This is a genomic window from Paraburkholderia sp. J67, from assembly GCF_905220265.1.
Taxonomy (GTDB): Bacteria; Pseudomonadota; Gammaproteobacteria; order Burkholderiales; family Burkholderiaceae; genus Paraburkholderia.
Window position 1 is genome coordinate 45,637 of the sequence record NZ_CAJMZK010000042.1, and the last position, 25,374, is coordinate 71,010.

21 protein-coding genes are annotated in these 25,374 nt (G+C 64.4%); 18 read left to right on the forward strand and 3 right to left on the reverse strand.

Annotated elements, in window-relative coordinates:
* The first annotated feature begins 59 nt into the window (after positions 1 to 59).
* The 4 genes from U5782_RS39180 (at position 60) to U5782_RS39195 (ending at position 4,506) form a co-directional block, all read left to right on the forward strand.
* Positions 60 to 1,190, forward strand: a complete 1,131-nt coding sequence (locus U5782_RS39180) for an FAD-dependent monooxygenase (RefSeq protein WP_322049227.1) — start codon at positions 60 to 62, stop codon at positions 1,188 to 1,190.
* A gap of 28 nt (positions 1,191 to 1,218) precedes the next feature.
* Positions 1,219 to 2,013, forward strand: a complete 795-nt coding sequence (locus U5782_RS39185) for an IclR family transcriptional regulator (protein WP_322049228.1) — start codon at positions 1,219 to 1,221, stop codon at positions 2,011 to 2,013.
* 299 nt (positions 2,014 to 2,312) lie between these two features.
* On the forward strand, positions 2,313 to 3,428 hold the full coding sequence (locus U5782_RS39190) for a porin (protein WP_322049229.1): 1,116 nt from the start codon (positions 2,313 to 2,315) through the stop codon (positions 3,426 to 3,428).
* Positions 3,429 to 3,543: 115 nt separating this feature from the next.
* Entirely contained in the window at positions 3,544 to 4,506 is a 963-nt protein-coding gene (locus U5782_RS39195) for an AraC family transcriptional regulator (protein WP_322049230.1), read from the forward strand.
* Between the two features lie 9 nt (positions 4,507 to 4,515).
* On the opposite strand, the gene U5782_RS39200 is transcribed toward U5782_RS39195, so the two are convergent.
* A complete protein-coding gene (locus tag U5782_RS39200) occupies positions 4,516 to 5,265 on the reverse strand; it encodes an SDR family oxidoreductase (RefSeq protein WP_322049231.1) in 750 nt (249 codons plus the stop codon).
* A gap of 199 nt (positions 5,266 to 5,464) precedes the next feature.
* On the opposite strand from U5782_RS39200, the gene U5782_RS39205 reads away from it, so the two are divergent.
* A complete protein-coding gene (locus tag U5782_RS39205) occupies positions 5,465 to 6,391 on the forward strand; it encodes a LysR family transcriptional regulator (protein ID WP_322049232.1) in 927 nt (308 codons plus the stop codon).
* On the opposite strand, the gene U5782_RS39210 is transcribed toward U5782_RS39205, so the two are convergent.
* Positions 6,380 to 7,312, reverse strand: coding sequence for a LysR family transcriptional regulator (locus U5782_RS39210; RefSeq protein WP_322049233.1), 933 nt, complete (start codon positions 7,310 to 7,312; stop codon positions 6,380 to 6,382). The two genes, U5782_RS39205 and U5782_RS39210, sit on opposite strands and share 12 nt — an antisense overlap.
* A gap of 127 nt (positions 7,313 to 7,439) precedes the next feature.
* On the opposite strand from U5782_RS39210, the gene U5782_RS39215 reads away from it, so the two are divergent.
* The 7 genes from U5782_RS39215 (at position 7,440) to U5782_RS39245 (ending at position 16,188) form a co-directional block, all read left to right on the forward strand.
* Positions 7,440 to 8,189: a glucose 1-dehydrogenase gene (locus tag U5782_RS39215; RefSeq protein ID WP_322049234.1), complete on the forward strand. Its 750-nt coding sequence runs from the start codon at positions 7,440 to 7,442 to the stop codon at positions 8,187 to 8,189.
* A 29-nt stretch (positions 8,190 to 8,218) separates the two neighbouring features.
* Entirely contained in the window at positions 8,219 to 9,076 is an 858-nt protein-coding gene (locus U5782_RS39220) for an alpha/beta hydrolase (RefSeq protein ID WP_322049235.1), read from the forward strand.
* Positions 9,077 to 9,248: 172 nt separating this feature from the next.
* Positions 9,249 to 10,181 carry a LysR substrate-binding domain-containing protein gene (locus U5782_RS39225; RefSeq protein WP_322049236.1) on the forward strand — a complete coding sequence of 311 codons (933 nt, stop codon included), beginning with the start codon at positions 9,249 to 9,251 and terminating at the stop codon, positions 10,179 to 10,181.
* An 85-nt stretch (positions 10,182 to 10,266) separates the two neighbouring features.
* A complete protein-coding gene (locus U5782_RS39230; RefSeq protein ID WP_322049237.1) occupies positions 10,267 to 12,384 on the forward strand; it encodes an alkaline phosphatase family protein in 2,118 nt (705 codons plus the stop codon).
* A gap of 11 nt (positions 12,385 to 12,395) precedes the next feature.
* Positions 12,396 to 12,683, forward strand: a complete 288-nt coding sequence (locus tag U5782_RS39235; RefSeq protein WP_322049238.1) for a hypothetical protein — start codon at positions 12,396 to 12,398, stop codon at positions 12,681 to 12,683.
* A 118-nt stretch (positions 12,684 to 12,801) separates the two neighbouring features.
* A complete protein-coding gene (locus U5782_RS39240) occupies positions 12,802 to 14,940 on the forward strand; it encodes a phosphocholine-specific phospholipase C (protein ID WP_322049239.1) in 2,139 nt (712 codons plus the stop codon).
* A 63-nt stretch (positions 14,941 to 15,003) separates the two neighbouring features.
* On the forward strand, positions 15,004 to 16,188 hold the full coding sequence (locus U5782_RS39245; protein ID WP_322049240.1) for a porin: 1,185 nt from the start codon (positions 15,004 to 15,006) through the stop codon (positions 16,186 to 16,188).
* Between the two features lie 88 nt (positions 16,189 to 16,276).
* Here the strand turns inward: U5782_RS39245 and U5782_RS39250 are convergent, their stop codons facing one another.
* The gene (locus U5782_RS39250) at positions 16,277 to 17,179 is read right to left on the reverse strand and encodes a LysR family transcriptional regulator (protein ID WP_322049241.1); all 903 of its coding nucleotides are present in this window, start codon (positions 17,177 to 17,179) and stop codon (positions 16,277 to 16,279) included.
* Positions 17,180 to 17,286: 107 nt separating this feature from the next.
* On the opposite strand from U5782_RS39250, the gene U5782_RS39255 reads away from it, so the two are divergent.
* The 6 genes from U5782_RS39255 (at position 17,287) to U5782_RS39280 (ending at position 25,325) form a co-directional block, all read left to right on the forward strand.
* Positions 17,287 to 18,441 carry an amidohydrolase gene (locus tag U5782_RS39255; RefSeq protein ID WP_322049242.1) on the forward strand — a complete coding sequence of 385 codons (1,155 nt, stop codon included), beginning with the start codon at positions 17,287 to 17,289 and terminating at the stop codon, positions 18,439 to 18,441.
* Positions 18,442 to 18,463: 22 nt separating this feature from the next.
* Entirely contained in the window at positions 18,464 to 19,261 is a 798-nt protein-coding gene (locus U5782_RS39260) for an ABC transporter substrate-binding protein (RefSeq protein ID WP_322049243.1), read from the forward strand.
* 101 nt (positions 19,262 to 19,362) lie between these two features.
* On the forward strand, positions 19,363 to 20,475 hold the full coding sequence (locus U5782_RS39265; protein WP_322049250.1) for a porin: 1,113 nt from the start codon (positions 19,363 to 19,365) through the stop codon (positions 20,473 to 20,475).
* A 647-nt stretch (positions 20,476 to 21,122) separates the two neighbouring features.
* The gene (locus U5782_RS39270; protein ID WP_322049244.1) at positions 21,123 to 23,465 is read left to right on the forward strand and encodes a TonB-dependent receptor; all 2,343 of its coding nucleotides are present in this window, start codon (positions 21,123 to 21,125) and stop codon (positions 23,463 to 23,465) included.
* Positions 23,466 to 23,545: 80 nt separating this feature from the next.
* A complete protein-coding gene (locus U5782_RS39275; protein WP_322049245.1) occupies positions 23,546 to 24,232 on the forward strand; it encodes a Fe2+-dependent dioxygenase in 687 nt (228 codons plus the stop codon).
* Positions 24,233 to 24,239: 7 nt separating this feature from the next.
* Positions 24,240 to 25,325 carry an alpha-hydroxy acid oxidase gene (locus U5782_RS39280; RefSeq protein WP_322049246.1) on the forward strand — a complete coding sequence of 362 codons (1,086 nt, stop codon included), beginning with the start codon at positions 24,240 to 24,242 and terminating at the stop codon, positions 25,323 to 25,325.
* Positions 25,326 to 25,374: the final 49 nt, after the last annotated feature.

The window sequence follows — 25,374 nt, forward strand, 5'->3', positions numbered from 1 at the left end:
TTGAACATTCAGTTAAACGAAGCGGCGATTCAACCTTGTTGACGAGAGGCAAGACAGCGATGCTGAAAATTGGTGTGATCGGTGGCGGGATTGGCGGACTGGCAGCGGCGATCGCGCTGGGCCGCACGGGACACGAAGTCACGGTGTTCGAGCAGGCGGAGCGGTTCGGGCGTGTGGGCGCGGATATCAACCTCACGCCCAACGCGGTGCGCGCGCTCGACGGTCTGGGCATCGGCGAATTGCTGCGCGAGACGGCGGCGCGGCCGAGCGCACGCGTGAGCCGCATGTGGGACACCGGCGAGGAAACCTCGCGGCTCGCGATGTCCGCCGAGGCCGAGCGCAAGTACGGCGCGCCGCAACTGACGATGCATCGCGCCGACGTGATGAGCGCGCTTGAAACCGCACTCGCGCCGGGCGTACTGCAACTGGGCAAGCGTACCGAGGCGTTCACGCAGGACGAACAGGCCGCGACCGTCACGCTCGCCGATGGCAGCGCGCATGCGTTCGATCTGCTGATCGGCTCCGATGGCATTCACTCGGGCGTGCGACGCCATCTGTTCGGCGCGGAGCATCCGCAGTTCACGGGCATCGTGTCGTATCGCGCGGTGGTGCCGGTCGAGCGCGTGCTCAGCGGGGACACCGGCGCATTCGTCAAATGGTGGGGACCGACCGACGATTTGCAGATCGTCACCTTCCCGCTCAATCGCGGCCGCGACGTATTCATCTTCGCGACCACGGCGCAAAGCGACTGGACCCACGAGTCCTGGACGATGCCCGGCGACCCCGACGCGCTGCGCCGCGCCTATGCCGCGTTCCATCCTGAGGCGCGGGCGCTGCTCGATGCCTGTGACACGGTGCTGGCCTCGGCGTTGTATATTCGCGATCCGTTGCCGCAATGGACCGGCGCGCGCATGGCGCTGCTGGGCGACGCCTGCCACCCGATGATGCCGTTCATGGCGCAGGGCGCGGGCATGGCGATCGAAGATGCGGTCGTGCTCGCCCGCGCGCTCGCCGACGTGAAAGCCGACGCGCCCGCAGCGCTGCAGACCGCGCTCGCGCGCTACACGCAGGCGCGTCAGGAGCGCACGGCGCGCATCCAGATCGGCTCGCGCGGCAACAACTGGCTCAAGAGCGGCGGCAACGCCGACTGGGTCTATGGCTACGATGCGTGGACCGTGCCGCTCGCCTGAAGCGGACGCGGCCCGAAAACGAGAACCGATGATCGACGACACTGCAAACCCCGCGCACACCGCGAAATCGGCGAAAGCCTCCGACGCCACCTCGCCCGTCGAGCGTGCGTTCCGTCTGCTGCGTTACGTTGCTGAAGGCGGCTCGACCGCCAACCTCAGCGACGTCGCGCGCCAGATCGGCGTAAACCGCGTGACGCTGATGCGCCTGCTCGAATCGCTCGAGGCGGCGCAACTGATCGAGCCGCAGCCGGGCGGCGGCGCGCATCGGCTGGCATTGCCGTTCCTCACGCTCGCGGCGAGCGCGCTGGGGGCATCGGATCTCACGGCGCGCGCGCGCCAGGTCCTGCCGGACCTCGTCGCGCGCACCGGGCTCTCGGCCTTTCTCGCCGTGCTCGAAGGCGCCGAGATCGTCTATCTGCTTTGCGAGACGCCCGACACGCCGCTCGTCACGCGCATCCGCACAGGCAGCCGCTTGCCCGCGCATCGCGCGACGCCGGGCCTCGCGATGCTCGCGCAGCTACCCGACGATGCGCTGCACGCACGCTACGCCCAGCATCCCGCCAGCGAACGCCCAGCCGACTGGGCGGCGCTCGCCGCCACGCTTGATGCCGTGCGCACGAATGGTTGTGCGTGGAGCTTTTCGGGACTCGAAGCGGGGATCGACTCCTGCGCCGCGGCGGTCTGCGACGCGCGCGGCGAGGTGCTCGCGGCGCTCAGCGTCGCCGGGCCCAATAGCGCTTTTTCTTCCGACGAAACCTTGCGCGCGCGCGTGGAAGCCAGCGTGAAGGCCGCCGCCGACACGCTCTCCCGCGCGAGTTTCTAGGTCGCCAGTAGCCCCGTTCTCCAGCCTGCCCCCGTTCGCTCCAATCCACCCGTGAAACGCCATCGAACTTGGGACGATCGGCAACTTTTCCGGGAAGCGTGGTCCTTGGCGCGCTTTTTTGGGTCGCCAAGAATCAAACCGTCCGCTCACCGCACCGCAACCCGCGCGACGAGCGAGACGCAGCAGTGAGCGTTGCACCCGAGCAAGCCTGACGCCCGATGCTCCCCGGGCGCGCGCGTGGCTCACGCGAACGAATACTTAGGCATCCAATATAAATCCCCAGCAGAGGTTCGGAGAACATGAAGGTCAAACGCACGGCAGGCAAGGTACGAAAGATCAGGACGACGGCGGCCGCGCTCGCCGCCCTCGGTGCGCTTGCGAGCGGCGGCGCCCATGCGCAGAGCAGCGTGACGCTCTACGGCATCGTGGATACCGGCGTCGAGTACTACAACCACGCCTCGAACGGCGGCTCGTTCGTGGGCATGCCCACGCTCACGGGCGAGGTGCCGTCGCGCTTCGGGCTGCGCGGCAACGAGGACCTCGGCAACGGCTACAAGGCCTTCTTCGTGCTGGAAAACGGCTTCGCGATGAATAGCGGCGCCCTCAATTACGGCGGCCGTCTGTTCGGACGCCAGGCCAATCTCGGCATCAGTTCACCGTATGGCGCGCTCACGCTGGGCCGCCAGATGAACATGTCGATGTACGTGCTGCTCAACGCCGACGTGATCGGCCCGTCGATTCATTCGATGGCGAGCTTCGACAGCTATCTGCCCAACGCGCGCAGCGACAACGCAGCAGGCTATCTCGGCAAGTTCGGCGGCTTGACGGTTGGCGGCACGTATAGCACCGGGCGCGACGCGGCAGGCCCGGCCGGCCCCTCGGCCACCAACTGCGGCGGCAACGTGGCGGGCGACCCGGTGGCCTGCCGCCAGTACACCATGATGCTCGCCTACGACGCCGCGCAATACGGCGTGGCCGCATCGTACGACGTGATGCGCGGTGGTACGGGAGCTTCCGCGCCGCTCTCGAATCCTGCTTACACGGACACGCGCACGATCGTCGACGGTTATGTGAAGTTTGGTCAGGCGAAGGTCGGCGGCGGCTGGATTCGCCGCAATACGGCAGCGGCAACGCACAGCCAGTCGGACATTTATTTTCTCGGTGCGACGTATTACGCCACGCCCGCCTTATCATTCGATGCACAGGCGCTGCGCTACATCCTGCGCTCTACTTCGGATTCGAACCTTTTTGTTGGCCGCGTAAATTATCAGCTCACGAAACGCACCCTGATTTACAGCTCGATCGGCTACGTCACGAACAGCTCGCGCGGCACGGCGGCGGTAGCGGCGGGTGGCTCGGTCGCCACGGGTTCGGATCAGTTGGGTGTAATGGCGGGCATCCAGCAGCGTTTCTAGGCGCACGTGCAATAGCGCGCTCGTGATGATGAATGAACGAGCGCGCAACGCCGCTTCGAACACCCCCGCAGACGGCGCAGACCGTCGCGCAACAAGGCAATACACGGAGAATACGATGGCCACCGATCTACTGAGCGACATTCTCGCGGACCTGCGCGCGGATGCCGTCGTCACCGGACGCTTCACGCTCAGCGCGCCGTGGGCCATCCGCAAACCGGCCGTCACGGGCGCAACGTTTCGCACGGCCGCGGGGAGCCCCTTCTGGATCACCGTGGCGGGTGAAGCGCCCGTGCGCGTGGAACCCGGCGACTTCGTGCTGATGCCGCACGGCCACGAACACGTGATGGCCTCGTCGATGAACGAAGCGCCCGTGCCCTTCGACGATCTCATGGCCGACAAAGGCATCCGGCCGCGCTTCGATACGCCGCTCGAATTCGCGGCGGGCGGCGGCGGCGCGACGACCGAACTCTATACCGGCATCGTCATGCATCGCGACCGCCTGCGCAGCCCGCTTTTTTCCGTGCTGCCGCCGCTCATTCACGTGCGCGCCAACGATCCGGCCGTCGCGCCGTGGCTCGTGAGCACGCTGCAAAGCTTTATCGAGGAGTCGATGTCGTGTCAGCCCGGCTGGGCCGTGGCGGCTTCGCGACTCGCGGACGTGCTGTTCGTGCAATTGTTGCGCGCGCATCTACAATCGACCGCCAACGATCCCGGCTGGCTGCGCGGCCTCGCCGACCCGCAGATCGGCCGCGCACTCGCGCTGATGCACCGCGAGCCGCGCACGAACTGGACCGTGGCGGGACTCGCGGCGGCCTCGGGCATGTCGCGCTCGCGTTTCAGCGAGCGTTTCATGGACGTCGTCGGCGACACACCCATCGGCCACCTCACCGCCTATCGCATGTATCTCGCGAGCGGCGAACTCAAGCGCGGACGCTGCACGCTGATCGAGATCGCCGAGAAAGTCGGCTACACCTCGGAGAAGTCGTTCGCGCGCGCGTTTCACCGCTGGGCAGGCTTGCCGCCGCGCCGTTACGCGCGCGATCTCGACTCCGCCGATCAGCTCGGCGCGAGTCGCTGAACGCTCCGGTCACACCTGGGCCATGCCGCCGTCCACGAACAGTTCGGTGCCGTTGATGTAGCTGGCCGCATCAGAGGCGAGGAAGGCAACGACCTTGCCGATTTCCGAAGCTTCGCCCAGACGGCCGAGCGGCACCTGCGAGGCGAGCGCATCGAACAAGCCCTGGCGGGCTTCCTCAGGCACGAGGCCGCCAAGACCCGGCGTGCGGATCGGGCCGGGGCTCACCGCATTGACGCGAATGCCGCGATCCTTCAGGTCCAGTGCCCACGAACGCGCAAAGTTTCGGACTGCTGCCTTACTCGCGCTGTAGACGCTGAAATTGGGCGTGCCCGTGATCGACGTAATCGACGAAGTCAGGATCACCGAAGCGCCATCGGTCAACAGCGGCAGCGCCTTCTGAACCGTGAACAGCACACCGCGCACGTTGGTGCCGAAGATGCGGTCGAAGTGTTCTTCCGTAATCGCGCCGAGCGGCAGCATGTCTCCGCCGCCGGCATTGGCGAACAGAATGTCCAGCTTGCCCGCCTTCCTGGCGATCTGCGCGTAGACCTCGTCGAGTTCCGACAGCACGGATGCGTCGGCGCGAATACCCGTGGCTGCCGAGCCGATTGCCTCAACGGCCGCGTCCAGTTCCGCCTGACGGCGGCCCGTGATGAAAACGCGCGCGCCCTGGGCGGCGAGTTCTTCCGCCGCGGCGAGGCCAATGCCCGTGGTGCCGCCGGTGACGAGTGCGATCTTCCCTTCGAGTTGCTTGTTCATGGCTTGCTCCAGTTCTTGAGTGAATGAATCGGAAAATGCCTGCATTCGCGTGCTGCTTTCGTCTTTCGTGCCGCCGTCGTGCAGTGCATGAACGTCACTTTACTGACCGGTCGATTGTTGATAAATATCTCAAATACGAAATGACTATCCACGCATGTGTATAATCGGACCGAACTTTATGCAGGGGAGCATGGGCTGAATGGACCAGTTGCTGGCAATGCGCGCCTTTACCCGCGTAGTGGAAGCAGGCAGCTTCACACGCGCGGCCGATTCACTGGAAATGCCTAACGCCACCATGAGCAAGCTGGTCCAGGAGCTCGAAGCGCACCTGGGCGTGCGGCTATTGCAGCGCACGACCCGCAAGGTCACCGTGACGCCCGAGGGCCAGGACTACTACGCGAAGGCCACGCGCATCCTCAACGACCTCGAAGATATCGATTCGTCGTTCAACGTCGCGCGCAGCCGGCCGCGCGGCAATCTGCGCATCGACGTGGGCGGCCTGACGGCGCGCGATGTGCTGATTCCACTGCTACCCGACTTCATGGCGCGGTACCCGGACATCCGGATCGACCTGGGCGTGGCGGATCGTTCGGTCGACCTGATCAGCGATAACGTGGACTGTGTGATTCGCGGGGGGGCGCTGGACAACTCGTCGCTCATCGCGCGCCACATCGGCGATGCCGGGATGATCACCTGCGCCACGCCAGCCTATTTGAAGCAATATGGCGTGCCCGCGTATCCGGACGAATTGAAGAACGGACACCGCCTCGTCAGCTATCTGTTGTCGCAAAGCGGCCGGGCCATGCCGTTTCGCTTCGAGCAGGACGGCGCCAGTATTGAGATCAAGGTCGAACACCGCATCGGCGTAAATGAAAGTAATGGGCATTTTGCTGCCGGCATGGCGGGGCTTGGCATCGTGCAGACCTTCATGCATACAGCCGGCCCCGCGCTGCGCGATGGCGCGCTCGTCGAAATCCTCGCGAAGTGGCGGCCGCCAGCCTATCCGTTTCATGTCGTTTATCCCCAGAACCGTTATGTGACGCATCGGCTGCGGGTGTTTATCGACTGGTTGATGGAATGCTTTCCGGCGAGGGTGCGGGGTGTAGATGCGGGGTCAGCGCGATGACTCGTCTTCGGCCATCGCCGCGGCAACGTGCTGCGCGAAGGCTTTCACTTTCGCCGAATTGCGCCGCTCGCGCGGACTGACGAGGTGAACCGGAATGGGCGGCGGCTGCCAGTCCGTCAAGAGCGGCTGGACCTCGCCACTGGCGATTTCGTCGTCGAACAGCCAGTCTGGCGCGTAGGCAATCCCCATCCCCGAGAGCGTCGCTGCACGAATCACCTCGCTGCTGTTGGTTTGCAAATTGCCCTCGACGCGCACGATTCGCGTCGTCCCTTCAGGCTCCGGCGCGCCCGCGCCTGCTGTAAATGGCCAGTTGTTGCGCATCGCCAGCTCCGTATAGACGATGCAGTTGTGCAACGGCAAATCCTCAGGCTTGCGCGGCATCGACAGCCCCTTCGGTAGCGAGCGCAAATAGCGCCGATGCGCCACGATCTGGCGGTGAGACGTCCCGATGCGCCGCGCCACCAGGCTGCTATCTGCAAGATCGCCGATGCGCACGGCCGCGTCGATGCCCTGCTCGACGAGATCGACAAAGCTGTCGTGCAGGCGCAGGTCGATCTTCACCGTCGGATGGGCGGCCAGGAACGACTGGATGATCGGCATGAGCTTGAGCCGCCCGAACCCCACCGACGCCGCGATCCGCAACCAGCCGGTCAGTTGCTGCTCGCCGCGCTTTAACGCGCTTTCGGCCTCCGCGATCTCCGCCACGAGGCGTCGTGCCTGCTCGAAATAGCGCTCGCCCTCCTCGGTCAGCGCGAGCGAGCGCGTGGTGCGTGTCAGCAGCTTGACGTCCAGCGCCCGCTCCAGCGCGGCGACCTGCTTGCTGATCGCGCTCTGCGTGCTATCCGACTCGTGCGCAACCGCGGAAAAACTCCCCGCCTCGACCACACGAACGAAGGTTGCCATCGCTTGCAGTTTGTCCATTTTTCCGCTTATTTATTCCAGATTGGACTAGATGATAGGCGCGCTGGCCATCTACTGCAATGAGACGGAATCAATCAAAGTAGCTCCATCGCCAACGCGATTGAAACCCACCTCAAGGAGCACCACCATGAACCAGCCCGTCGTCCTCATCACCGGCGCACTCACCGGCATCGGCCGCGCCACTGCCCTGGCTTTCGCTCGCGAAGGCGCCCGCATTGTCGTCAGCGGCCGCCGCGAAGAAGAAGGTCATGCGCTCGCCGCCGAACTACGCAACCTGGGCGCCGAAGCGGAATTCGTCCGCGCCGACGTGCGCTATGAGACCGATGTCCGCCATCTCGTCGAACAGACCGTGCAGCGCTTTGGCCGCCTCGACGTTGCTGTCAATAACGCCGGGACCGAAGGCCAGCTTGCGCCAATCGTCGAACAATCGGCGGCGAATTATGAGGAGACGTTCTCGGTGAACGTGCTCGGCACCCTGCTGTCGGTGAAGCACGAAATGCGCGTGATGCTGGAGCAAGGCTCGGGCTCGATCATCAATCTGTCGTCGATTGCAGGGCAGATTGGCATCGCCGGTGCCTCGGTGTACGCCGCCAGCAAGCATGCGGTCGACGGCATCACGAAAAGCGCGGCGCTCGAAGGCGCAGCAGGCGGCGTGCGCGTCAACGCCGTTGCCCCCGGCCCGGTCGCGACCAACATGCTTGACCGCTTCGTCGGTGGCAGTGACGAAAACAAGGCGGGCTTCCTCGCGACGGTTCCGGCACGCCGCGCCGCCGCGCCCGATGAAATCGCGGAAACCATCCTGTTCCTCGCCAGCGACAAGGCCCGCTACCTCACTGGCCAGTCCATCGCTGTCGATGGCGGCTACACCGCTCAATAACGCAGCGCAAGCCATTCAGGAGAATGACCATGACCCGCACCACCTATCGCACCGCAGACGTCGACGGTTTCGAAGTGTTCTATCGTGAAGCCGGTGACCGCTCGCGGCCCACGCTGCTTCTGCTGCACGGTTTCCCGAGTTCCAGCCACATGTATCGCGATCTGATCCCGTTGCTGGCCGACCGGTTTCATGTGGTCGCACCGGATCTGCCTGGCTTCGGCTCTTCGGCGCAGCCTTCGCGCACGGAATTCGCGTACACGTTCGACAACCTGGCGAAGGTGATCGGACGCTTCACCGAAGTGATCGGTCTGGAACATTACGCGCTGTATGTGTTCGACTACGGCGCGCCGACCGGCTTCCGTGTGGCGATGTCGCATCCGGAGCGTGTCACGGCAATCATTTCGCAGAACGGCAACGCGTACGAGGAAGGCTTGAGCGAAGGCTGGAATCCGATCCAGCGTTACTGGCAAGACCCGAGCGACGCGAACCGCCAGGCATTGCGCGAGTTGCTCACGCCTGCGTCGATCCGCTGGCAATACGAGCACGGCGTGGCCGATACGACGCAGGTTGCGCCCGACGGCTACGGTCTGGACGCGCTCTATATTGCGCGGCCGGAACGCGATGAGGTACAGCTCGACCTGTTCCTCGACTACGCCAGCAACGTCGAACTGTATCCAGCCTTCCAGGCGTACTTCCGCGAACACCAGCCTGCGCTGCTGGCGATCTGGGGCAAGAACGATCCGTTCTTCCTGCCGCCGGGCGCCGAAGCCTACAAGCGCGATCTGCCGAACGCCGATGTGCGGTTCCTCGATACTGGCCACTTCGCGCTCGAAACGCACGCGCAGGAAATCGCAAATGCGATCATCGGGTTTCTGCCTGCCGAGTGATCGCAGTATCGGCCTGTGCCTGCAAACAGTATGGCAATGTAGCGCCCCAACTCATCAATGAAGCTGGGGCGCTCATGGCTTTCATCGAACACAGCCCGCCGCAACCGCCATCCCCACCGTAACAAAACCGTCGCAATAACCCAGTAGAGTGTCGGCCTTTTTACACCCCGACATGCTTGCCTCGTTACTCGCGGCCTTTTACGAGACCGTCCGGCAGGGCAGCATCACCGCTGCCGCCCGGCGCCTCGACGTCAGCCAGCCCACCGTCACCTCGCGCATCCAGCAACTCGAAAAGCAATACGGCGTCGAGTTGTTCTATCGGCGCGGCAGCCGTCTGGATCTCACGCAGACCGGTGTGGCGCTCATGCCTCTCATCGACCGGATGATGCAGACCGAGCACGACATCGACTTCGCGCTGCGCAACGAGCGTGAACTCTTTGCGGGCAGCTTCAGGCTCGGCGCGACGGGTCCCTACTACATCCTCCCCACCATCGCCGCGTTTCGCCGCCGCTATCCGCACGTTCAGCTCGGCATCGAGATCGACAACTCGCAAGGCGTGCTCGATGCGCTCATGGAGTTTCGCGTCGACGTGGCTGTGTCGTCGAATGCCGTGGACGATCCGAATCTCGTGTGCCATCGCATCGCCGACGACAAACTCGTGCTGGTGGTCGCGCCGGAACACGCGCTTGCGGGCAAGCAGCAAGTCGAACTCGTCGCGCTCAGGAGTGAAACGCTGCTGCTGCGCGAACCCGGCTCGCGCACGCGCGATGCCACCGAAGCCGCGCTCGCGCGACACGGCATCGAACCCGCTGCGATCATCGAGATCGGTGGCCGCGAGGCGATCTGCGAGGCGATCCGTCATGGCCTGGGCTGCGCGCTCATGCCTTCGGGCGAGGTGCCGCGTGGCGCGTCGCTCGTGGCGGTGCCGATCGCGCCCGAGGGCCCCGTGGTTCACGAGTATCTCTACCATCTGCGCAGCCGCGCGAACACACGGCTCATCCTCGCGTTCATGGCGACGCTCAACGACACGCTCGCGGGCACGCGCGATCACTCGCTCAACGTCGCCCCAAAAAATGCCGATACGCCCATAGGTAATCTTTGGTAAAACGAAATACCTGCGTCTTGGCTGCCCCCTAAGATCCCCTGCACTCGCCGGACAGTCCGGCGCCACGATCAGCAGGGGACAAACGATGACAAGACAGGCAGCCGTGCAGGCGCTATGCGGACTCGCTCTAGCTGGCGCGCTCGCGGGATGCGGCGGAGAGGCGACGCAACCGTCGGGCGCTCAGGTCAATTCGAGCGCGACGAATGCGGGTACAAGCGCGAGTTCAAGCGCAAACTCAAGCTCGAATTCCAACGCCAGCGGAAGCTCAAGCACGGGCACCGCCGCGCCTGTCAACAAGATGCTCGTGATCGAGCTGGACGGCGTCACCTACAACGCGCTCACGACTGCCATCGCAGCAGGCAAGCTGCCGAATCTCGCAAAGCTCAACATCGCACCGGCCTATAGCGGCGGCGTCAACAGCACGCTCAGCCAGCAGCCGAATCTCGATACGCCGGGTTGGGCCACGCTCGTCACCGGCACATGGGCCGATCGTCATCAAGTCAATTCCGATGCATCGGGCCAGGCGCTGCACGCCCCCACGGTCTTTTCGATGCTCAAGGCGGCAGGCGCCGGCACACTCGGCGCAGCCGTCGATTCGCCGGGTTACGCCGCGATCCTCGCCCCCGATCAGAACGCGGGCTATCTCGACAGCGTCGTCAATTGCGCGTCCGTGGACAGCTGCGTGACGAAGCAAGGCCTGAGCATGATCGACAAGGGCTATGCGCTCGTCGTCACGCAATATCACTCGGCGCAGGACGCCGCGCTCAACTGGGGCCTCAATTCGTCGAACTACGCCAGCACGCTCGCGCAACTCGACAGCGCCGTGGGCACGCTGATCGCCGAAACGGCCCAGCGCAGCGGCGAAAACTGGCTCGTGATGGTGAGCGCAAGCCACGGCCTGAACGCAGCCGGCGGCACCGATGGCCTGCCGCTCGCGCCGGAATCGACGAGCTTTGTCGGCCTCAACGTGCAGAGCAATGGACGCCTTGGCAGTAGCGCCGCGCCCACCTCGCTCGCGGACCTTTATACGCGTGCGAGCATCGCCGATATCGCCCCCACGCTGCTTGCATGGCAAGGCGCGCTACCGGGCGCGGCGTCGTATGCACTCGACGGCGGCGAGCTGACGGGCCAGCAGCCAGTCTCGCAACTGAACGGCGTGACGGGCAGCGATAACGTCAGCACCGTTCTCACCTGGAGCGCGCCCACGTCTGGCGCGATCACGGTGCTGCGCGACGGCCAGCAGATCGCGACACTGCCCGCCGGCACGACCACCTATACGGACAGCAATCTGGGCGTGAGCACCACGGGCGCCTACACGTTCAATTACACCGTGGCTGCAGGTGCCGCGCCACTTTCGTCGCTGATCCGCGTGGCGTATGTCTCGCCGCCACCACCGCCGCCTCCGCCGCCGGCCCTTGCGACCACGCTCACGAATGGTCTGTCCACCTATTACCCGTTCGGCGCGCTGCCCGCCATCGACAAGATGAGCGCCAGCACCCTCGCAGCATGGGCCACGGATGCGGACGGCGGCACGCTGACTGCCGATCCATTCGGCGGCAAGGGTCTGAAGATCGACACGAGCATCGTCGATACGAATGGCTTCGACGGCTATCGTCTTCAGCAAACCAACGACGTGACGAAGCAGACGCAGTTCACGCTGGGCTTCTGGTTCATGACGTCGTGCCAGAACCTCACGGGCAACGGCACGCCGATCCTGTCGAACAAGAACTACTACTCGGGCGGCAACGCCGGTATCGCGATCGGCCTGTTCCCCGGCTCGAGCACGAGTTGCAACGTGCGCTTCAATATCGGCGATGGCAGCGTGCGCAACGATATGAACGCGGCGACGGTCACGGCCAACAAGTGGGCCTATGTCGCGCTCACGATCGACACCACCGGCAAGACGATGACGGGCTATGTGTTCGATCCGGTGCTCGGCGAGCAGAAGTACAGCGCGTCCGTCACCGTGAACGTGGCGAAGCTGCCGGGTCTCGGTGTGTTCGGACTCAACGAGGACGGCACGGGCCAGTACTACATGAACGCCTGCAAGGACACGCCGCCGTACACGGTGGGCCAGTGCGCGGCGACGCCGCCCGATGTGCAGTCGTTCGGCGACCTCGCCTTCTGGAAGCGCACCGTGACGGAGGCCGAGCTGCAAACGGCCTATGGCTCGGGCAAACCGCTCTCCACGCTCCTGCCTTGAGAGATTCGACGATGACTAACGCTTTCATGAATCAAACGCAGCGCACGCTTCGATACGGCGCGCCGGTCTTCCTTGCAGTCCTGCTCTGCGCGTCGCTCGCGGCCTGTGGCGACGGCAACAAAACAGGCAACAATGGCACGGGCGCCACCGCTGCTGCCGCCAACACCTCGGCCGCTGGCGCGGGCGGTGCAAGCGCGCCGGTGGCGATCGTCGCCGCTCCGGCCTCGGGAGCTTGCGCGGCATCGGGTACAGCCGCCTCGCAACCCTTGCTCAACACGCAACTGGACTGCGCACCCTGAACGCGGCGAGCCGCGCGGCTCGCACTCGATCATCACCGGATACACCGTCTCGCGCGCGCCGGCTCGTCTGGCTGCGTGTGCCTGCGCGCGCGACAACCCATCAAAAGAACCACCCATCATGACTTCACTGGATCGCCGTCACTTCCTGCGCGCCGCCGCAGCGGGCGCGACGCTCAGCCTGTTTCCGCCCGCGATCCGCCGTGCGCTCGCGATTCCCGCGAACAACACGACCGGCACGATCAACGACGTGCAGCACGTCGTGATCTTCATGCAGGAAAACCGCTCGTTCGATCATTACTTCGGCACGCTGCCCGGCGTGCGCGGTTTCGCCGACCGCCTCACGATCCCGCAGCCCGGCGGCGCGAACGTCTGGCAGCAGAGCGACGGCAGCCGCACCGTGCTGCCGTTCCATCTCGACAGCACCAAGGGCAACGCGCTGCTCGCGGGCGGCGCGCATTCGTGGACCGACTCGCACAGCGCCTGGGACAACGGCCGCATGACGCAATGGCCGAAGTCGAAGGGCGATGTGTCGATGGGCTATCTGCAAGCCGCCGATCTGCCGTTCCACTTCGCACTGGCCAACGCGTTCACGATCTGCGATGCGTATCACTGCTCGCTGCACGGCGGCACCAACTCGAACCGCATCTTCATGTGGACCGGCACGAACGGCCCGACCGGTTCGAACTACGCCGTGGTGAACAACAATGGCTGGGACGGTCTGGGCGCATCGGCAACCGGCCTCACGTGGACCACCTACGCCGAGCGCCTGCAAGCGGCGGGCGTGAGGTGGAAGGTCTACGAGAACCAGCCCGACAACTACACCGACAATCCGCTCGCAGGTTTCGCGAGCTTTCGCAAGGTCAACGAGACCGTGCCCGGCTCGCCCAATGCGCCTTATACCCCGGCGATGGAAGCGCTCTCGCCGCTTTACAAGGGTATCGGTAACACCATGCCCGATGGCGGCTTCCTCCAGGCGCTGCGCGACGACATCGCGGCCGGGCAACTACCGCAGGTGAGCTGGATCGTCTCGCCGCAGGCCTATTGCGAGCATCCCGGCGCGTCGACGCCGGGCCAGGGCGCGTACTACCTGCAACTGCTGCTCGATGCGCTCACAACCAATCCGGATGTCTGGAGCAAGACCGTACTCATCGTGAACTACGACGAGAACGACTGCTTCTTCGATCATATGCCGCCGCCCGACGCACCCTCGCCCAATGGCGACGGCACCTATGCGGGCAAGTCCACGGTCACGACGCAGTACGAATACTTCACGGTGCCGAACCCGCCCGGCGATTCGTCGCCGCTCAAGCCCGACGGCCTGCCCTACGGCCCTGGCCCGCGCGTGCCGATGTTCGTGGTCTCGCCGTGGAGCACGGGCGGCTTCGTCAATTCGCAGGTATTCGACCATACCTCGGTGCTGCGTTTTCTCGAAGCGCGCTTCGGCGTGAGCGAGCCGAATATCAGCCCGTGGCGTCGCGCCGTGTTCGGCGATCTCACCTCGTGCTTCAACTTCGCCACGCCCAACGACGCCGCGCCCGCTGCGATAGCCGCCCCGACCAAGGCCGCCGCCGATGCGCAGAGTGCGCAGCAAAGTGCGGCAGGCGCGGTGCCGGTGCCTTCGGTCGCCACCCAGACGATGCCGCAACAGACGCTCGCGCTGCGTCCTTCGCGCGCGCTGCCCTATCACCTGCACACGAGCGCGAATGTCGACACACAAAACGGCGCGGTGTGGCTCGTGTTCAGCAATACCGGCAGCGCGGGCGCGGTGTTCCATGTCTACGACCGGTTGCATCTGGACCGCCCGCCGCGCCGCTACACCGTGGAAGCAGGCAAGGAACTCTCGGATATCTGGACGCCCACCTCCACGGACAGCGGCGCGTACAGCCTCTGGGTGCTCGGGCCGAACGGTTTTCATCGCGCGTTCACGGGCAATATCGTTGCGGCCGCAACGGGTCCGAAACCCGAAGTGCGCGTGTGTTACGACGCGTCCAACAACGCCGTCTATCTCACCATCATGAACACGGGCACGTCGACCACGAGCGTCACGGTCACGAGCAACGCCTACCGCGCCGATGGTCCCTGGACCTATAGCGTGCCCTCGGGCATGCAGGTCGAGCCGTACTGGTCGCTTACGGCCTCGAACGGCTGGTACGACTTCACGCTGGCCGCCGAAAACGGCGTGACGTGCCGCTTCGCGGGCCGCGTCGAAACCGGCAAGGACAGCGTCAGCGATCCGGCAATGGGTGTCGCGAGCTAACCCTCGCAGCGCGGCTCGCCGAAAAAGATTTCATTCAACCACCGTCACACGACACAACAACAGATGAACACGCTTCGACTTTCCTGCCTTTCCGCTTCCGTGTCCCTCGCCCTGCTCGGCGCCAGTTCGGCCGCGTTCGCAGCGGACAGCGTCACGCTCTACGGCGTGATCGACACCTCGATCCAGTACGTGAGCCACGCAAACTCGCAAGGCGACCATCGCTGGGGCATGGCGGACAGCAACCTGTCGGGCAGCCGTTGGGGCCTCAAAGGCGCCGAGGATCTGGGTGGCGGCCTCAAGGCCATCTTCCAGCTCGAAAACGGCTTCAATCCGAACACGGGCGGCTTCCACCAGGGCAACCGGATGTTCGGCCGCCAGGCGTTCGTCGGCCTGTCGGGCGAACAGTGGGGCACGGTCACGCTCGGCCGCCAGTATGATCCGCTCGTCGACATGATCCAGCCGCTCACGGCCGACAACGACTTCAGCAGCATGTTCTCCACCCCGGGCGACGTCGACAACAACGACAACAGCTCGCGCACCAGCAACGCCGTGAAGTACGTCTCGCCAGTGTTCTCGGGCTTCCAGTTCGAGGGCCTGTATGCGCTGGGCGGCGTCGCGGGCCAGACGGGTTCGGGCCAGACGTGGTCGGGCGCGGCCACCTACTCGATCGGCCAGTTCAGCGCGGCGGCAGGCTACTTCTACGCGGCCAACGCGGCGTCGAGCGTCAAGCGCACGGGCTGGAGCGGCACCTCGGACGGCACCTTCGACGGCAACTTCGATCCCAATACGCCGCTGAACAACGGCTATATCACGGCGAAATCCATCGGCATCGCCTCGGTGGCCGTGCAGTACGTCATGGGTCCGGTGAAGATGAACCTGCGCTACAGCAATGCGCAGTATCGTCCGGACGCGCAATCGGCGTTCGGCAGCACCGAGCGCTATAACGTAGGCGGCGCTTACGTCGGCTATCAGGCTACGCCCGCTCTGTTGCTCGGTCTGGGCTACATCTACACGAAGGCCGATGGCGATACCTCGGCGACCTATCATCAGGTCTCCGCTGGCGCCGACTACGCACTCTCGAAGCGCACCGACGTCTATCTGATGGGCGCATGGCAGCACGCGAGCGGCACGCAAGGCAACGGCAAGGGCGGCACGGCCCCGGCGGAAGCGTCGATCGGTTCGTATGGCTATTCGTCGAACGACACGGTGCAGGCGATCGCGACCGTGGGCATTCGCCACAAGTTCTGATCGAACAGAAGGACTCCGGATTAAATGACCGCGCATCGTCGATGCGCGGTTTTTTTGGGCGGGTGCTTTGCGATTGCCAGTGGCGCACTCAGCTCTGAGTGCGCTGGATACACTCGACGAAGTATTCGAGCGCCGAAGTCAACACCAGGTCGCGCCGATGCATGAGGCCCAAAGTCAGGCGAGGCTGGCAGGCATCCGTTTCGAGTCGCTCCAGATACCCTAGCCTGATGGGCTCTTCCAGCAAAAATTCCGGCCATACGCTTATGGTGCCTGGCTCCTGGGCCAACTGCCCATAAAGCCGCTGCGACGTGCAGACGTTGACATGCGAAGGCAGCGGCAACGCGCGTTCGCCACACAACTCGCGCCAGTAAGCGGGCAGGCTTTCCCGCGTGTGGTTATACAACCAGCGCGCGCGGGTCAGATTTTCAAGGCGGGTTTCCTTCGCGAGCGGATCGCCCTGACGCACCGCCAGCACCTGCGCGGTGTCGCTCAGCGCCACCACGCGGTATTCCGCCGTCACATCGCCGCTGGCGACGAAGGCCACGCAGAGATCGAACGACCCGTCGCGCAAGCCGTCGATGATTTGCGTAGGCAGACATTCGTAGACATTGAGTCTCACGTCGGGCAAACGCGCGCGAAAGGCGCGCAGCGCTTCGGGCATGGCGAACGACGAAGCCAGCAGCGACACACCAATCGATAGCGTGCGCTGCGCGCCCGTGCGCATTTCCTCCAACTCGCGCTCGGCGCTCGCGATCTCGGCGACGACGGCCCGCGCGCGCCGCAGCAGCGTTTCCCCATAGCGCGTGAGCCGCACGCCCGCGCCGCTGCGCTCCAGTAACTGCACGCCCAGCCGGGCTTCCAGCTCCTTGATGCTCTTGGTGACCGCGGGCTGGGAGACGTTCAGCGCATCGGCGGCGGCCATGAGCGTGCCGTGCTCGGCAATGGCCACGAGCATCTGCAACTGCGACGTCTTGAGCGTGCCTCGTTCCATAAGCAATGGCTATGAGCATGAGAAATTGGAAATCGGCGCCTGACACAGCGCCCCTAGTATGCGAACTCCGGCACAACCGAAGACCAGAAGTATACAAGGAGGCAACAGTGGCACCGAACACGGTCGATATCGACATCGACGAACTAGTCGCATTGCGACGGGACATCCACGCCCACCCGGAAATCGCCTTCGACGAGCATCGCACGAGCGAACTCGTGGCTGCCAAGCTGCGCGCCTGGGACATCGAAACCCATACGGGCATTGGCGGCACGGGGGTCGTGGGCGTCGTGCATGGGCTGCGCGGCAAAGGCCGCACGATCGCGCTGCGTGCCGACATGGATGCGTTGCCGATGGAAGAGGAAGGCCGCCCGCTGCACCGCTCGATGCGGCAGGGCGTGTTTCATGGCTGCGGGCACGATGGCCATACCGCAATGCTGCTCGGAACGGCGCGGCATTTCAGCCGTCACCGCGATTTCGCCGGCACGGTCGTGCTGGTGTTCCAGCCCGCCGAAGAAACCGGCGGCGGCGCCAACGCGATGCTCGCAGACGGTCTGGAAGCCCGCTTTGGGTATGAGGAAATCTACGCCCTGCACAATGCGCCCCATTTCCCGCCCGGCACCTTCGGCGTGCTGGACGGCGCGATGCTGGCCTCGTGCGACGAGGTCATCATCCGCATCGACGGCGTGGGCGGGCACGGCTCCGCGCCGGAAAAGACCCGCGATCCGGTCATGGCCGCCGCACAACTCGTCTGCGCGTTGCAGACCGTGGTGAGCCGCTCGATCGAGCCCAGCGCGACGGCCGTGCTCAGCATCGGCAGCGTGCATGCGGGCAGCGCGCCCAACGTGATTCCCTCGCACGCCGAATTGACCGGCACGCTGCGCGCTTTCGACGAAAACGTGCGCGCGCTGGCCAAGTCGCGCATCGGCGAAATCTGCGCGGGCATCGCCACGCTGAGCACCTGTTCGATCGCCGTCGAGTTTCGCAACAGTTCGCCCGCGACGATCAACCATCGCGAGCAGGCAGACGCCGCCGCGCGCGCCGCCACGGACATCTTCGGCGCGGACAACGTGCTGCGCGATTTTCCGCCGCTCAATGGCTCCGAAGACTTCTCGGAGTTTCTGCTGCGCCGCCCCGGCGCTTATGCGCTGCTCGGGCAAGGCGGCGTTTATTGCCACCACCCTGAGTTCGATTTCAACGACGACGTGCTGCCGCTGGGCGTGCGCTTCTTCGTTTCGCTCGCCCACGCCCGCTTCGCCGCTTAACAAGGTCTTCAAGGAATCGTCGATGAAACACTTCAAATCGCCTTCGCGCCGCCTCGCTGCACTCGCGGCCGCACTGCTCTGCGCGGCGGCGGCATCCGGCGGCGCGCACGCCGCCACCCTTCGCTTCGGCACCGATCCGAGCTACCCGCCCTACGAATACAAATTGCCCAACGGCCAGCTCGCCGGTCTCGACATCGACATCGGCAACGCCATCTGCGCCGCGGCCAGCGTGAAATGCGTCTGGGTCGAAAGCAGCTTCGACGGCCTGATTGCCGGCCTTCAGTCGCGCAAATTCGACGCGATCAATTCCTCGCTCGCGCCGACCGCCGCACGGCGTGCCGTGATGGATTTCACGCAACCCGTCTATCCCGCCGACATTCGCCTCGTTGCGGCGCGCGGCAGCCATCTCACGCCCGACGCGGCCGCGCTGGCCGGCAAGCGCGTGGGCGTGCTGCAAGGCTCCACGCAGGCCGCTTTCGCGAAGGCGAATTGGGCGACGCATGGCGTGCAGGTCCAGGAGTATCAGGACCAGGACAGCATTTACGCCGACCTCGCCAATGGCCGCCTCGACGCAACCGTCGTGGTGGGCTCGGCGGCGCGGCTGGGCTTTCTCGCCAAGCCGCAGGGCGCAGGCTTCGAGCTTGCCGGCCCGCGCATCGACGACCCCGCCATCATGGGCGCGAGCAGCGTAATGGGCGTGCGCAAGGGCGACGACCGCACGCGCCAGGCACTCGACGCCGCGCTCGCGCGCCTCAAACAGGACGGCACGATTGCGCGACTCGAAAAGCGCTACCTGGGCGACGTGCAAGCCACGAAGTAACACCGCAGCGGACGGTTCGCGCCGTTCGCGAAGACACCCTATAACGACATTCGGGACATCCATTGAAAAAGACACACTGGCTCGTGGGCGCGCTCACGGGCATGGCGCTCGCGCCTGCGTGGGCGCAAAGCTCGGTCACGTTGTTCGGGCTGGTTGACGAAGGCATCGACTACACCAGCAACGTTCGCGCGCACTCCGTCACGGAAATGATGAGCGGCGCGGCACAGGGTAGCCGCTGGGGGATCAGGGGTTCGGAAGCGCTGGGCGGCAAGCTTTCTGCCGTGTTCCAGCTGGAAAGCGGCATCGATGCAAGTTCAGGACGACTGATGGAAGGCAGCCGCATGTTCGGACGCCAGGCCTGGGTGGGGATCGCGCAGGACGACATCGGCACGCTGACGTTTGGACGCCAGTACGATTCGCTCGTCGAATATCTCGCGCCGCTCACGGCCAACGGCAACTGGGGCGGCTTCCTGTTCGAGCATCCCTATGACAACGACAACACGGACAACTCGTTCCGCCTTGACAACGCCGTGCAGTTCAACAGCGCGAATTTCGGTGGCTTGCGCGTGGGCGCGACGTATGCGTTCTCGAACAATCCTGGCCAGATCTCGACCAATAACGCGCAGAGCATCGGCGTGAGTTATTCGGTCAACGGACTCTCGCTCGGCGCAGCGTGGCTCAACGTGACGAATCCCGGCGCCAACGCCCTGGGCGCAGTGACCACCGACGATGCGGGTTTCGTCGCCTCGCGCCATCGTGTCTACGGCGCGGGGATCAATTACCAGGTCGACCGGTTGACGCTTGGCTTCGTGTACACGCATACGAACCTGAACGACCCGACGGCGTACTCGTACATCAGCGGCGCGATCGTGCCGGCGGGACAGCAGGCATCGTCGCTGAAGTTCGACAATTTCGAGGTCAACGCGAACTGGGCGATCACCACCGCGCTCATGTTCGGCGCAATGTACGACTACACCCAGGCGAAGCTGGATACCTCAGCCGGGTCGTACCGGCCGAAATACCACACCTTCGGCATGATGCTCGACTACAACTTCACCAAACGCACCGACGTCTACGCGATGGCCAGCTATCAACGGGCCATTAGCGCGAACAGCGGCACCGCGCTGGATCTGGCCTACGCCGGTGGCGCCGACGACAGTTCGTCCACGCAGCGGCAGTTCGTAGGCCGGGTTGGCTTGCGACACAAGTTCTAACCTGCATCCGGGGGCGCACGCCTGTGCGCCCTCTCACACGGAACGCCCAGGCCTCCAGCCTCCAGCGCTGGTCCGGCCCGCAAAATCGCAGCCCGTGTAAGCTTCACATTTCGCGCCTCTTCGTGCCTCACACAAATAAAATGCACGGAAAAACAAGAGCGAAATCTCACCTTCCTCCGCTCAATTTCGTTGCCAGCACAACAACTCACTGATTACATTACGAATCTTTCTAGTTGTAATGTAAGGTAACACATTCCTCCCCGGCTCGCAAATAAGAATCGTTTACATCTTCGTAACCAACCCTTATATTTCTGCCTGCAATTTCATTACAACTCATTCGATTCGCTTTCACCTCTCCCCGCGCAGCCCGACGCCACCGCAGGGACCCGGCACCCGAGACGCCCGGCCGCTAGACGCCCATCCGCGTACGCCCGGTTTCAGTCAGCGCGCATGCGCCGCGTGAACCCTGCCGCCCGAGTTGCTTTCACAACCCGGTCGAGCGCGTTCGACGTGCCCCGAATCCACTGACGCGCCACGACGCATGCCCCGCCGTCCAGTCCTCTCGACTGTGAGGCAGGCGGGCGCACGCCATTTATTCGTTGTGCAAACCATTACAACTCGAACCCGACGAAATCAGGAGTAGTTTGATGAAGCAGACAGTCGTATCGTTGGCGATTACCCGCCTCCTCTCCGGCACGGCTAAGGCGGGCGTGGCGCTCACGCTGACGTCGGTGCCGTTCATGGCCCATGCGCAGGCACAGGTCGCACAGGCGGCAACGGACAATGCCGCCAGCGCGAAGCGCGCCACCGACGGTACGGCGAGCGTCGCCGAGGCCACGCCAGCGGCGCACGCCGCCGAAGGCGGCGCGCTGCCGACCATCGCGGTTTCGGCTGCGATGTCCGCGAACAACAACGAAGCGACCACGGGCATTGCGCGTCTGCCCGACAACGTGAAGGAGATGCCGCAAACCGTCGACGTCATTCCGCGCGAACTGATCGAGCAGCAAAAGGCGACGTCGCTCGAACAGATTCTCAAGAACGTGCCCGGCATCACGATTTCGACCGGCGAAGGCAATGGCGGCCAGAGCGGCGACCAGTTCAAGATTCGCGGTCTCTCGGCCAAAGGCGATATCTATATCGACGGCCTGCGCGACTTCGGCGCCTATAAGCGCGACAGTTTCGACGTCGACAGCGTGCAGGTCATCAAAGGGCCGTCGGGCGACAGCTTTGGCGTGGGCAGCATTGGCGGCCTGATCAATCAGACCTCGAAGCTCGCCAACCTGGAAACCTCGACGAGCATCGACCAGAGCGGCGGCTCGGGCTCGACGTATCGCACCACGCTCGACAGCAACATCAAGCTCGGCGAGACGACGGCGCTGCGTATCAACGGCATGTACCAGAACGGCAACACGCCCGATCGCGACAACGTCAAGGACAATCGCGCGGGCGTCGCGCTCGATCTGGGTCTCGGTATCGGCACGAATACCGAGTGGCATCTGGGTTATTCGTATCTGCACCGTGACGGCGTGCCCGACTATGGCTTGCCGATGGCGCAAGGCTCGGACGGCCTCTATCGCCCCGTGCTCGAATACGGCGTGCCGGGCCTCGATTCGTCGACCTCGTACGTGCGCAACACCGACCACGACAAGAGCGATACGCATATCGTCTCGTCGCTGTTCACGAAGAAACTGAACAACGGCATCCAGATCGACAACGACACGCGCTTCACCTTCTACGAACGCGACTTCTCGTCGACCAATCCCGCCGCGATCACCAATGCCAACCGGCAAAAGCTGCTCGCGGGCCAGAACGTGGCGCTCACCTATGGTGCGGGTGGCGGCGCGGCGTATCTGCAACGCGGCCTCGGCGTCCAGAATGTGACGACCGCCAAGGGCGAATTCGATCTCGGGCCGTTCCGCAATCGCGCCGTGGTCGGCCTCGACATGAACTATCAGCGCGATCACCGCGACCAGGGTACGTGGACCGGCCGCGTGAACAACCAGACCGTCGTGAACCCGGCCTACCAGATGCCTGCGGGCTATTCGCTGGGCTACGGCGCGACCACGCGCGATGCGGAATCGTCGGATGTCGGCGTCTTTGCCAACGATCGCATCTGGTTGAACAAACAGATCTCGCTGATGGGCAATCTGCGCTGGGATTACTTCCGCAGCAAATACTGGACGAATGCGTCGTCGGTCGGCGGCACCGCCGATTCGAGCAAGGTTAGCCCCGCTGTCGCGGCAATCTGGGAGCCGAACAAGGACTCGATGTTCTATACGTCGTTCTCGCGCACCTATCGGCCGGTGGGCACCGACATCGCGCTCGCCGTGGGTGGCGTGCAGTCGGAAGTGCCCGCCAATGGCGTCGACAACGAACCGGAACGCGCGGACACCGTCGAGATCGGCACCAAGCTCGACTTCCTGAACAAGCGTCTTGGCGTGACGGCGGCGCTGTTCCAGACCCGCAAGTCGCACTCGTACACGGTCGACCCCGACACGGGCGATCTCTCGCCGGGCTTCTCCGATAGCGGCGAAGGCTATCGCATTCGCGGCGTGGAACTGGGCCTTTCGGGCAAGATCACGAACAACTGGACCGCCAATATCGCCTACGCGTATTACAACGGCATCGTCACCGAAGCAAGCGCGGCGACCTCGATCGGCAAGACCGCGCCGGGCGTGTCGAACAACAACGTCACGCTCTGGACCAGCTATATCGTGCCGCACAAACTGCTGCCGCTGCCGGGCAAGCTCACGGTGGGCGGCGGGCTGCAATACGCCTCGGCCTACTGGGTGGATTCGGCGAATACGGCGCGTATGCCCGATAATTTCTCGCTCGATGGCATGATCGGTTACGAGCAAGGGCCTTATCGCATCTCACTCAACCTGTATAACCTGACCGACCATTTGAACTATCAGTCCGCGTTCAGCACGTCGCGTGCGGTGCCGACTTCGCGACGCACGTTCCTCCTGAGCGCGGGCGTGACGTTCTAAGTTCAGGCCGTGCTTGACGCAGGGGGTCGCCTTCAAGGCGATCCCCTGCTTTGCCATTTATTCGTCACGAGCAAGTCGCCATGTTCATCCAGATTCCCGATGTACTCACACCCGCCGAAGTCCGGCATTGCCGCCAGGTGCTCGAAGCGGCGCAATGGGTGGACGGCCGCCAGAGCGCAGGCGATCTTGCCGCGAAGTCCAAAAGCAATCTCCAGATTCCGGCAGAAAGCGCCGAGGCGCGCGAACTCGGCGAGTTGATCCTGCACGCGCTCGGACGCAACGCGACCTATCATTCGGCGGCGCTGCCGCTGCGTGTGCTGCCGCCGCGCTTTAACCGCTACGACGTGGGCATGACCTTCGGCACGCACGTCGACAACGCCATCCAGACCGTGCCCGGCTCGGGCGGCATGCGCATGCGCGCCGACGTCTCCAGCACGATCTTCCTTTCCGAACCCGACGAATACGACGGCGGCGAACTCGTGGTCGAGGACACGCAAGGCGCGCGCTCGATCAAACTGGCTGCGGGCTCGATGATCGTTTATCACGCGTCGAGTCTGCATCGCGTGATGCCGGTCACGCGCGGCGCGCGCTGGGCCTCGTTTTTCTGGGCGCAATCGCTCGTGAAGGACGAGACCTGCCGCACCATGCTCTATGAACTCGACCGGTCGATCATCGCGATTCGCACTGAGATGGGCGACGAGCATCCCGCCGTGCATGGCCTCGTGAATCACTATCACAACCTGTTGCGGCGCTGGTCGGAACTGTGAGCACACGATGACGACGATTCCTGCCGACTGCGTTTCCTTGTTCGATTACGAACGCTATTTTCATGAGCGCGTCGATCCCGCGATTCGCGCCTATATAGCAGGGGCGGCCGCCGACGGCATCACGCAGCACGAGAATCGCCGCGCCTTCGACCGCGTGCGGATCATGCCGCGTGCGCTGGTCGACTTGTCAACGGCAACGGCGAGCACGACGCTCTTTGGCGAAACGCTCGACTACCCGATCCTGATTGGCCCGACCGCGTGGCACAAGCTCGTTTGCGAACCGGGCGAGATGGCCACCGCGCAGGCGGCGTCGCTCACGCGCACGTGGATGACCGTGAGCACGCAGGCGAGCGTGTCGCTTGAGGCCATCGCGCAAGCTTCGAGTGCGCCGCTGTGGTTTCAGCTTTATATGCAGCCGCAATGGGACGATACGCTCACGCTCGTGCGGCGCGCGGAACAGGCGGGTTATCGCGCGCTTGTCGTCACCGTGGATGCGCCTATCAACGGTATTCGCAATGTGGAGCAGCGGGCGGGTTTCCGGCTGCCTCCGGGTATCGAATCGGTGAACCTGCGCGGCCTCGCGCGAGCGCCGGTCGCCGATAGTCGCGCGGGCAGTCCGGTGTTCAAAGGGATGCTAGCGGGCGCGCCGACGTGGTCCGACATCGAACGGCTCGCGCGCGCGACGACGCTGCCGGTGGTGCTTAAAGGCATTCTTAATCCGGCCGATGTTGCCCCCGCGCTCGCGGCGGGCACGGCTGGGCTGATCGTTTCTAATCATGGTGGGCGCACGCTTGATACTGTGCCTGCGACGCTTGATGTGCTGCCGGATATTGCCGCTGCTGTGAACGCCCGCGTGCCCGTGCTGCTGGATGGCGCGGTGCGGCGTGGCACCGATGTGCTCAAGGCGCTAGCGCTGGGCGCGCAAGCGGTGCTGCTTGGGCAGCCGGTGTTGCATGCGCTGGCCGTCGGCGGCGTGGCGGGCGTCGCGCATATGCTGACGATATTGCAGACTGAGCTTGAAGCGGCGATGGCGCTTGCGGGGGTGTCAAAGCTGGAGCAAGTGCCGCGTGAGACGGTGCGCCTTTTGCCATAGTCGTTTCGCCGGTTGTTGTTGCGGACGAGATTCCGTGAAAGGCTCTGTT

Excerpts from the sequence above, each read along its gene's own strand:
- U5782_RS39180 (WP_322049227.1), top strand. The coding sequence starts at position 60 with ATGCTGAAAATTGGTGTGATCGGTGGCGGGATTGGCGGACTGGCAGCG.
- U5782_RS39185 (WP_322049228.1), top strand. The coding sequence starts at position 1,219 with ATGATCGACGACACTGCAAACCCCGCGCACACCGCGAAATCGGCGAAA.
- U5782_RS39190 (WP_322049229.1), top strand. The coding sequence starts at position 2,313 with ATGAAGGTCAAACGCACGGCAGGCAAGGTACGAAAGATCAGGACGACG.
- U5782_RS39195 (WP_322049230.1), top strand. The coding sequence starts at position 3,544 with ATGGCCACCGATCTACTGAGCGACATTCTCGCGGACCTGCGCGCGGAT.
- U5782_RS39200 (WP_322049231.1), bottom strand. The coding sequence starts at position 5,265 with ATGAACAAGCAACTCGAAGGGAAGATCGCACTCGTCACCGGCGGCACC.
- U5782_RS39205 (WP_322049232.1), top strand. The coding sequence starts at position 5,465 with ATGGACCAGTTGCTGGCAATGCGCGCCTTTACCCGCGTAGTGGAAGCA.
- U5782_RS39210 (WP_322049233.1), bottom strand. The coding sequence starts at position 7,312 with ATGGACAAACTGCAAGCGATGGCAACCTTCGTTCGTGTGGTCGAGGCG.
- U5782_RS39215 (WP_322049234.1), top strand. The coding sequence starts at position 7,440 with ATGAACCAGCCCGTCGTCCTCATCACCGGCGCACTCACCGGCATCGGC.
- U5782_RS39220 (WP_322049235.1), top strand. The coding sequence starts at position 8,219 with ATGACCCGCACCACCTATCGCACCGCAGACGTCGACGGTTTCGAAGTG.
- U5782_RS39225 (WP_322049236.1), top strand. The coding sequence starts at position 9,249 with ATGCTTGCCTCGTTACTCGCGGCCTTTTACGAGACCGTCCGGCAGGGC.
- U5782_RS39230 (WP_322049237.1), top strand. The coding sequence starts at position 10,267 with ATGACAAGACAGGCAGCCGTGCAGGCGCTATGCGGACTCGCTCTAGCT.
- U5782_RS39235 (WP_322049238.1), top strand. The coding sequence starts at position 12,396 with ATGACTAACGCTTTCATGAATCAAACGCAGCGCACGCTTCGATACGGC.
- U5782_RS39240 (WP_322049239.1), top strand. The coding sequence starts at position 12,802 with ATGACTTCACTGGATCGCCGTCACTTCCTGCGCGCCGCCGCAGCGGGC.
- U5782_RS39245 (WP_322049240.1), top strand. The coding sequence starts at position 15,004 with ATGAACACGCTTCGACTTTCCTGCCTTTCCGCTTCCGTGTCCCTCGCC.
- U5782_RS39250 (WP_322049241.1), bottom strand. The coding sequence starts at position 17,179 with ATGGAACGAGGCACGCTCAAGACGTCGCAGTTGCAGATGCTCGTGGCC.
- U5782_RS39260 (WP_322049243.1), top strand. The coding sequence starts at position 18,464 with ATGAAACACTTCAAATCGCCTTCGCGCCGCCTCGCTGCACTCGCGGCC.
- U5782_RS39265 (WP_322049250.1), top strand. The coding sequence starts at position 19,363 with ATGGCGCTCGCGCCTGCGTGGGCGCAAAGCTCGGTCACGTTGTTCGGG.
- U5782_RS39270 (WP_322049244.1), top strand. The coding sequence starts at position 21,123 with ATGAAGCAGACAGTCGTATCGTTGGCGATTACCCGCCTCCTCTCCGGC.
- U5782_RS39275 (WP_322049245.1), top strand. The coding sequence starts at position 23,546 with ATGTTCATCCAGATTCCCGATGTACTCACACCCGCCGAAGTCCGGCAT.
- U5782_RS39280 (WP_322049246.1), top strand. The coding sequence starts at position 24,240 with ATGACGACGATTCCTGCCGACTGCGTTTCCTTGTTCGATTACGAACGC.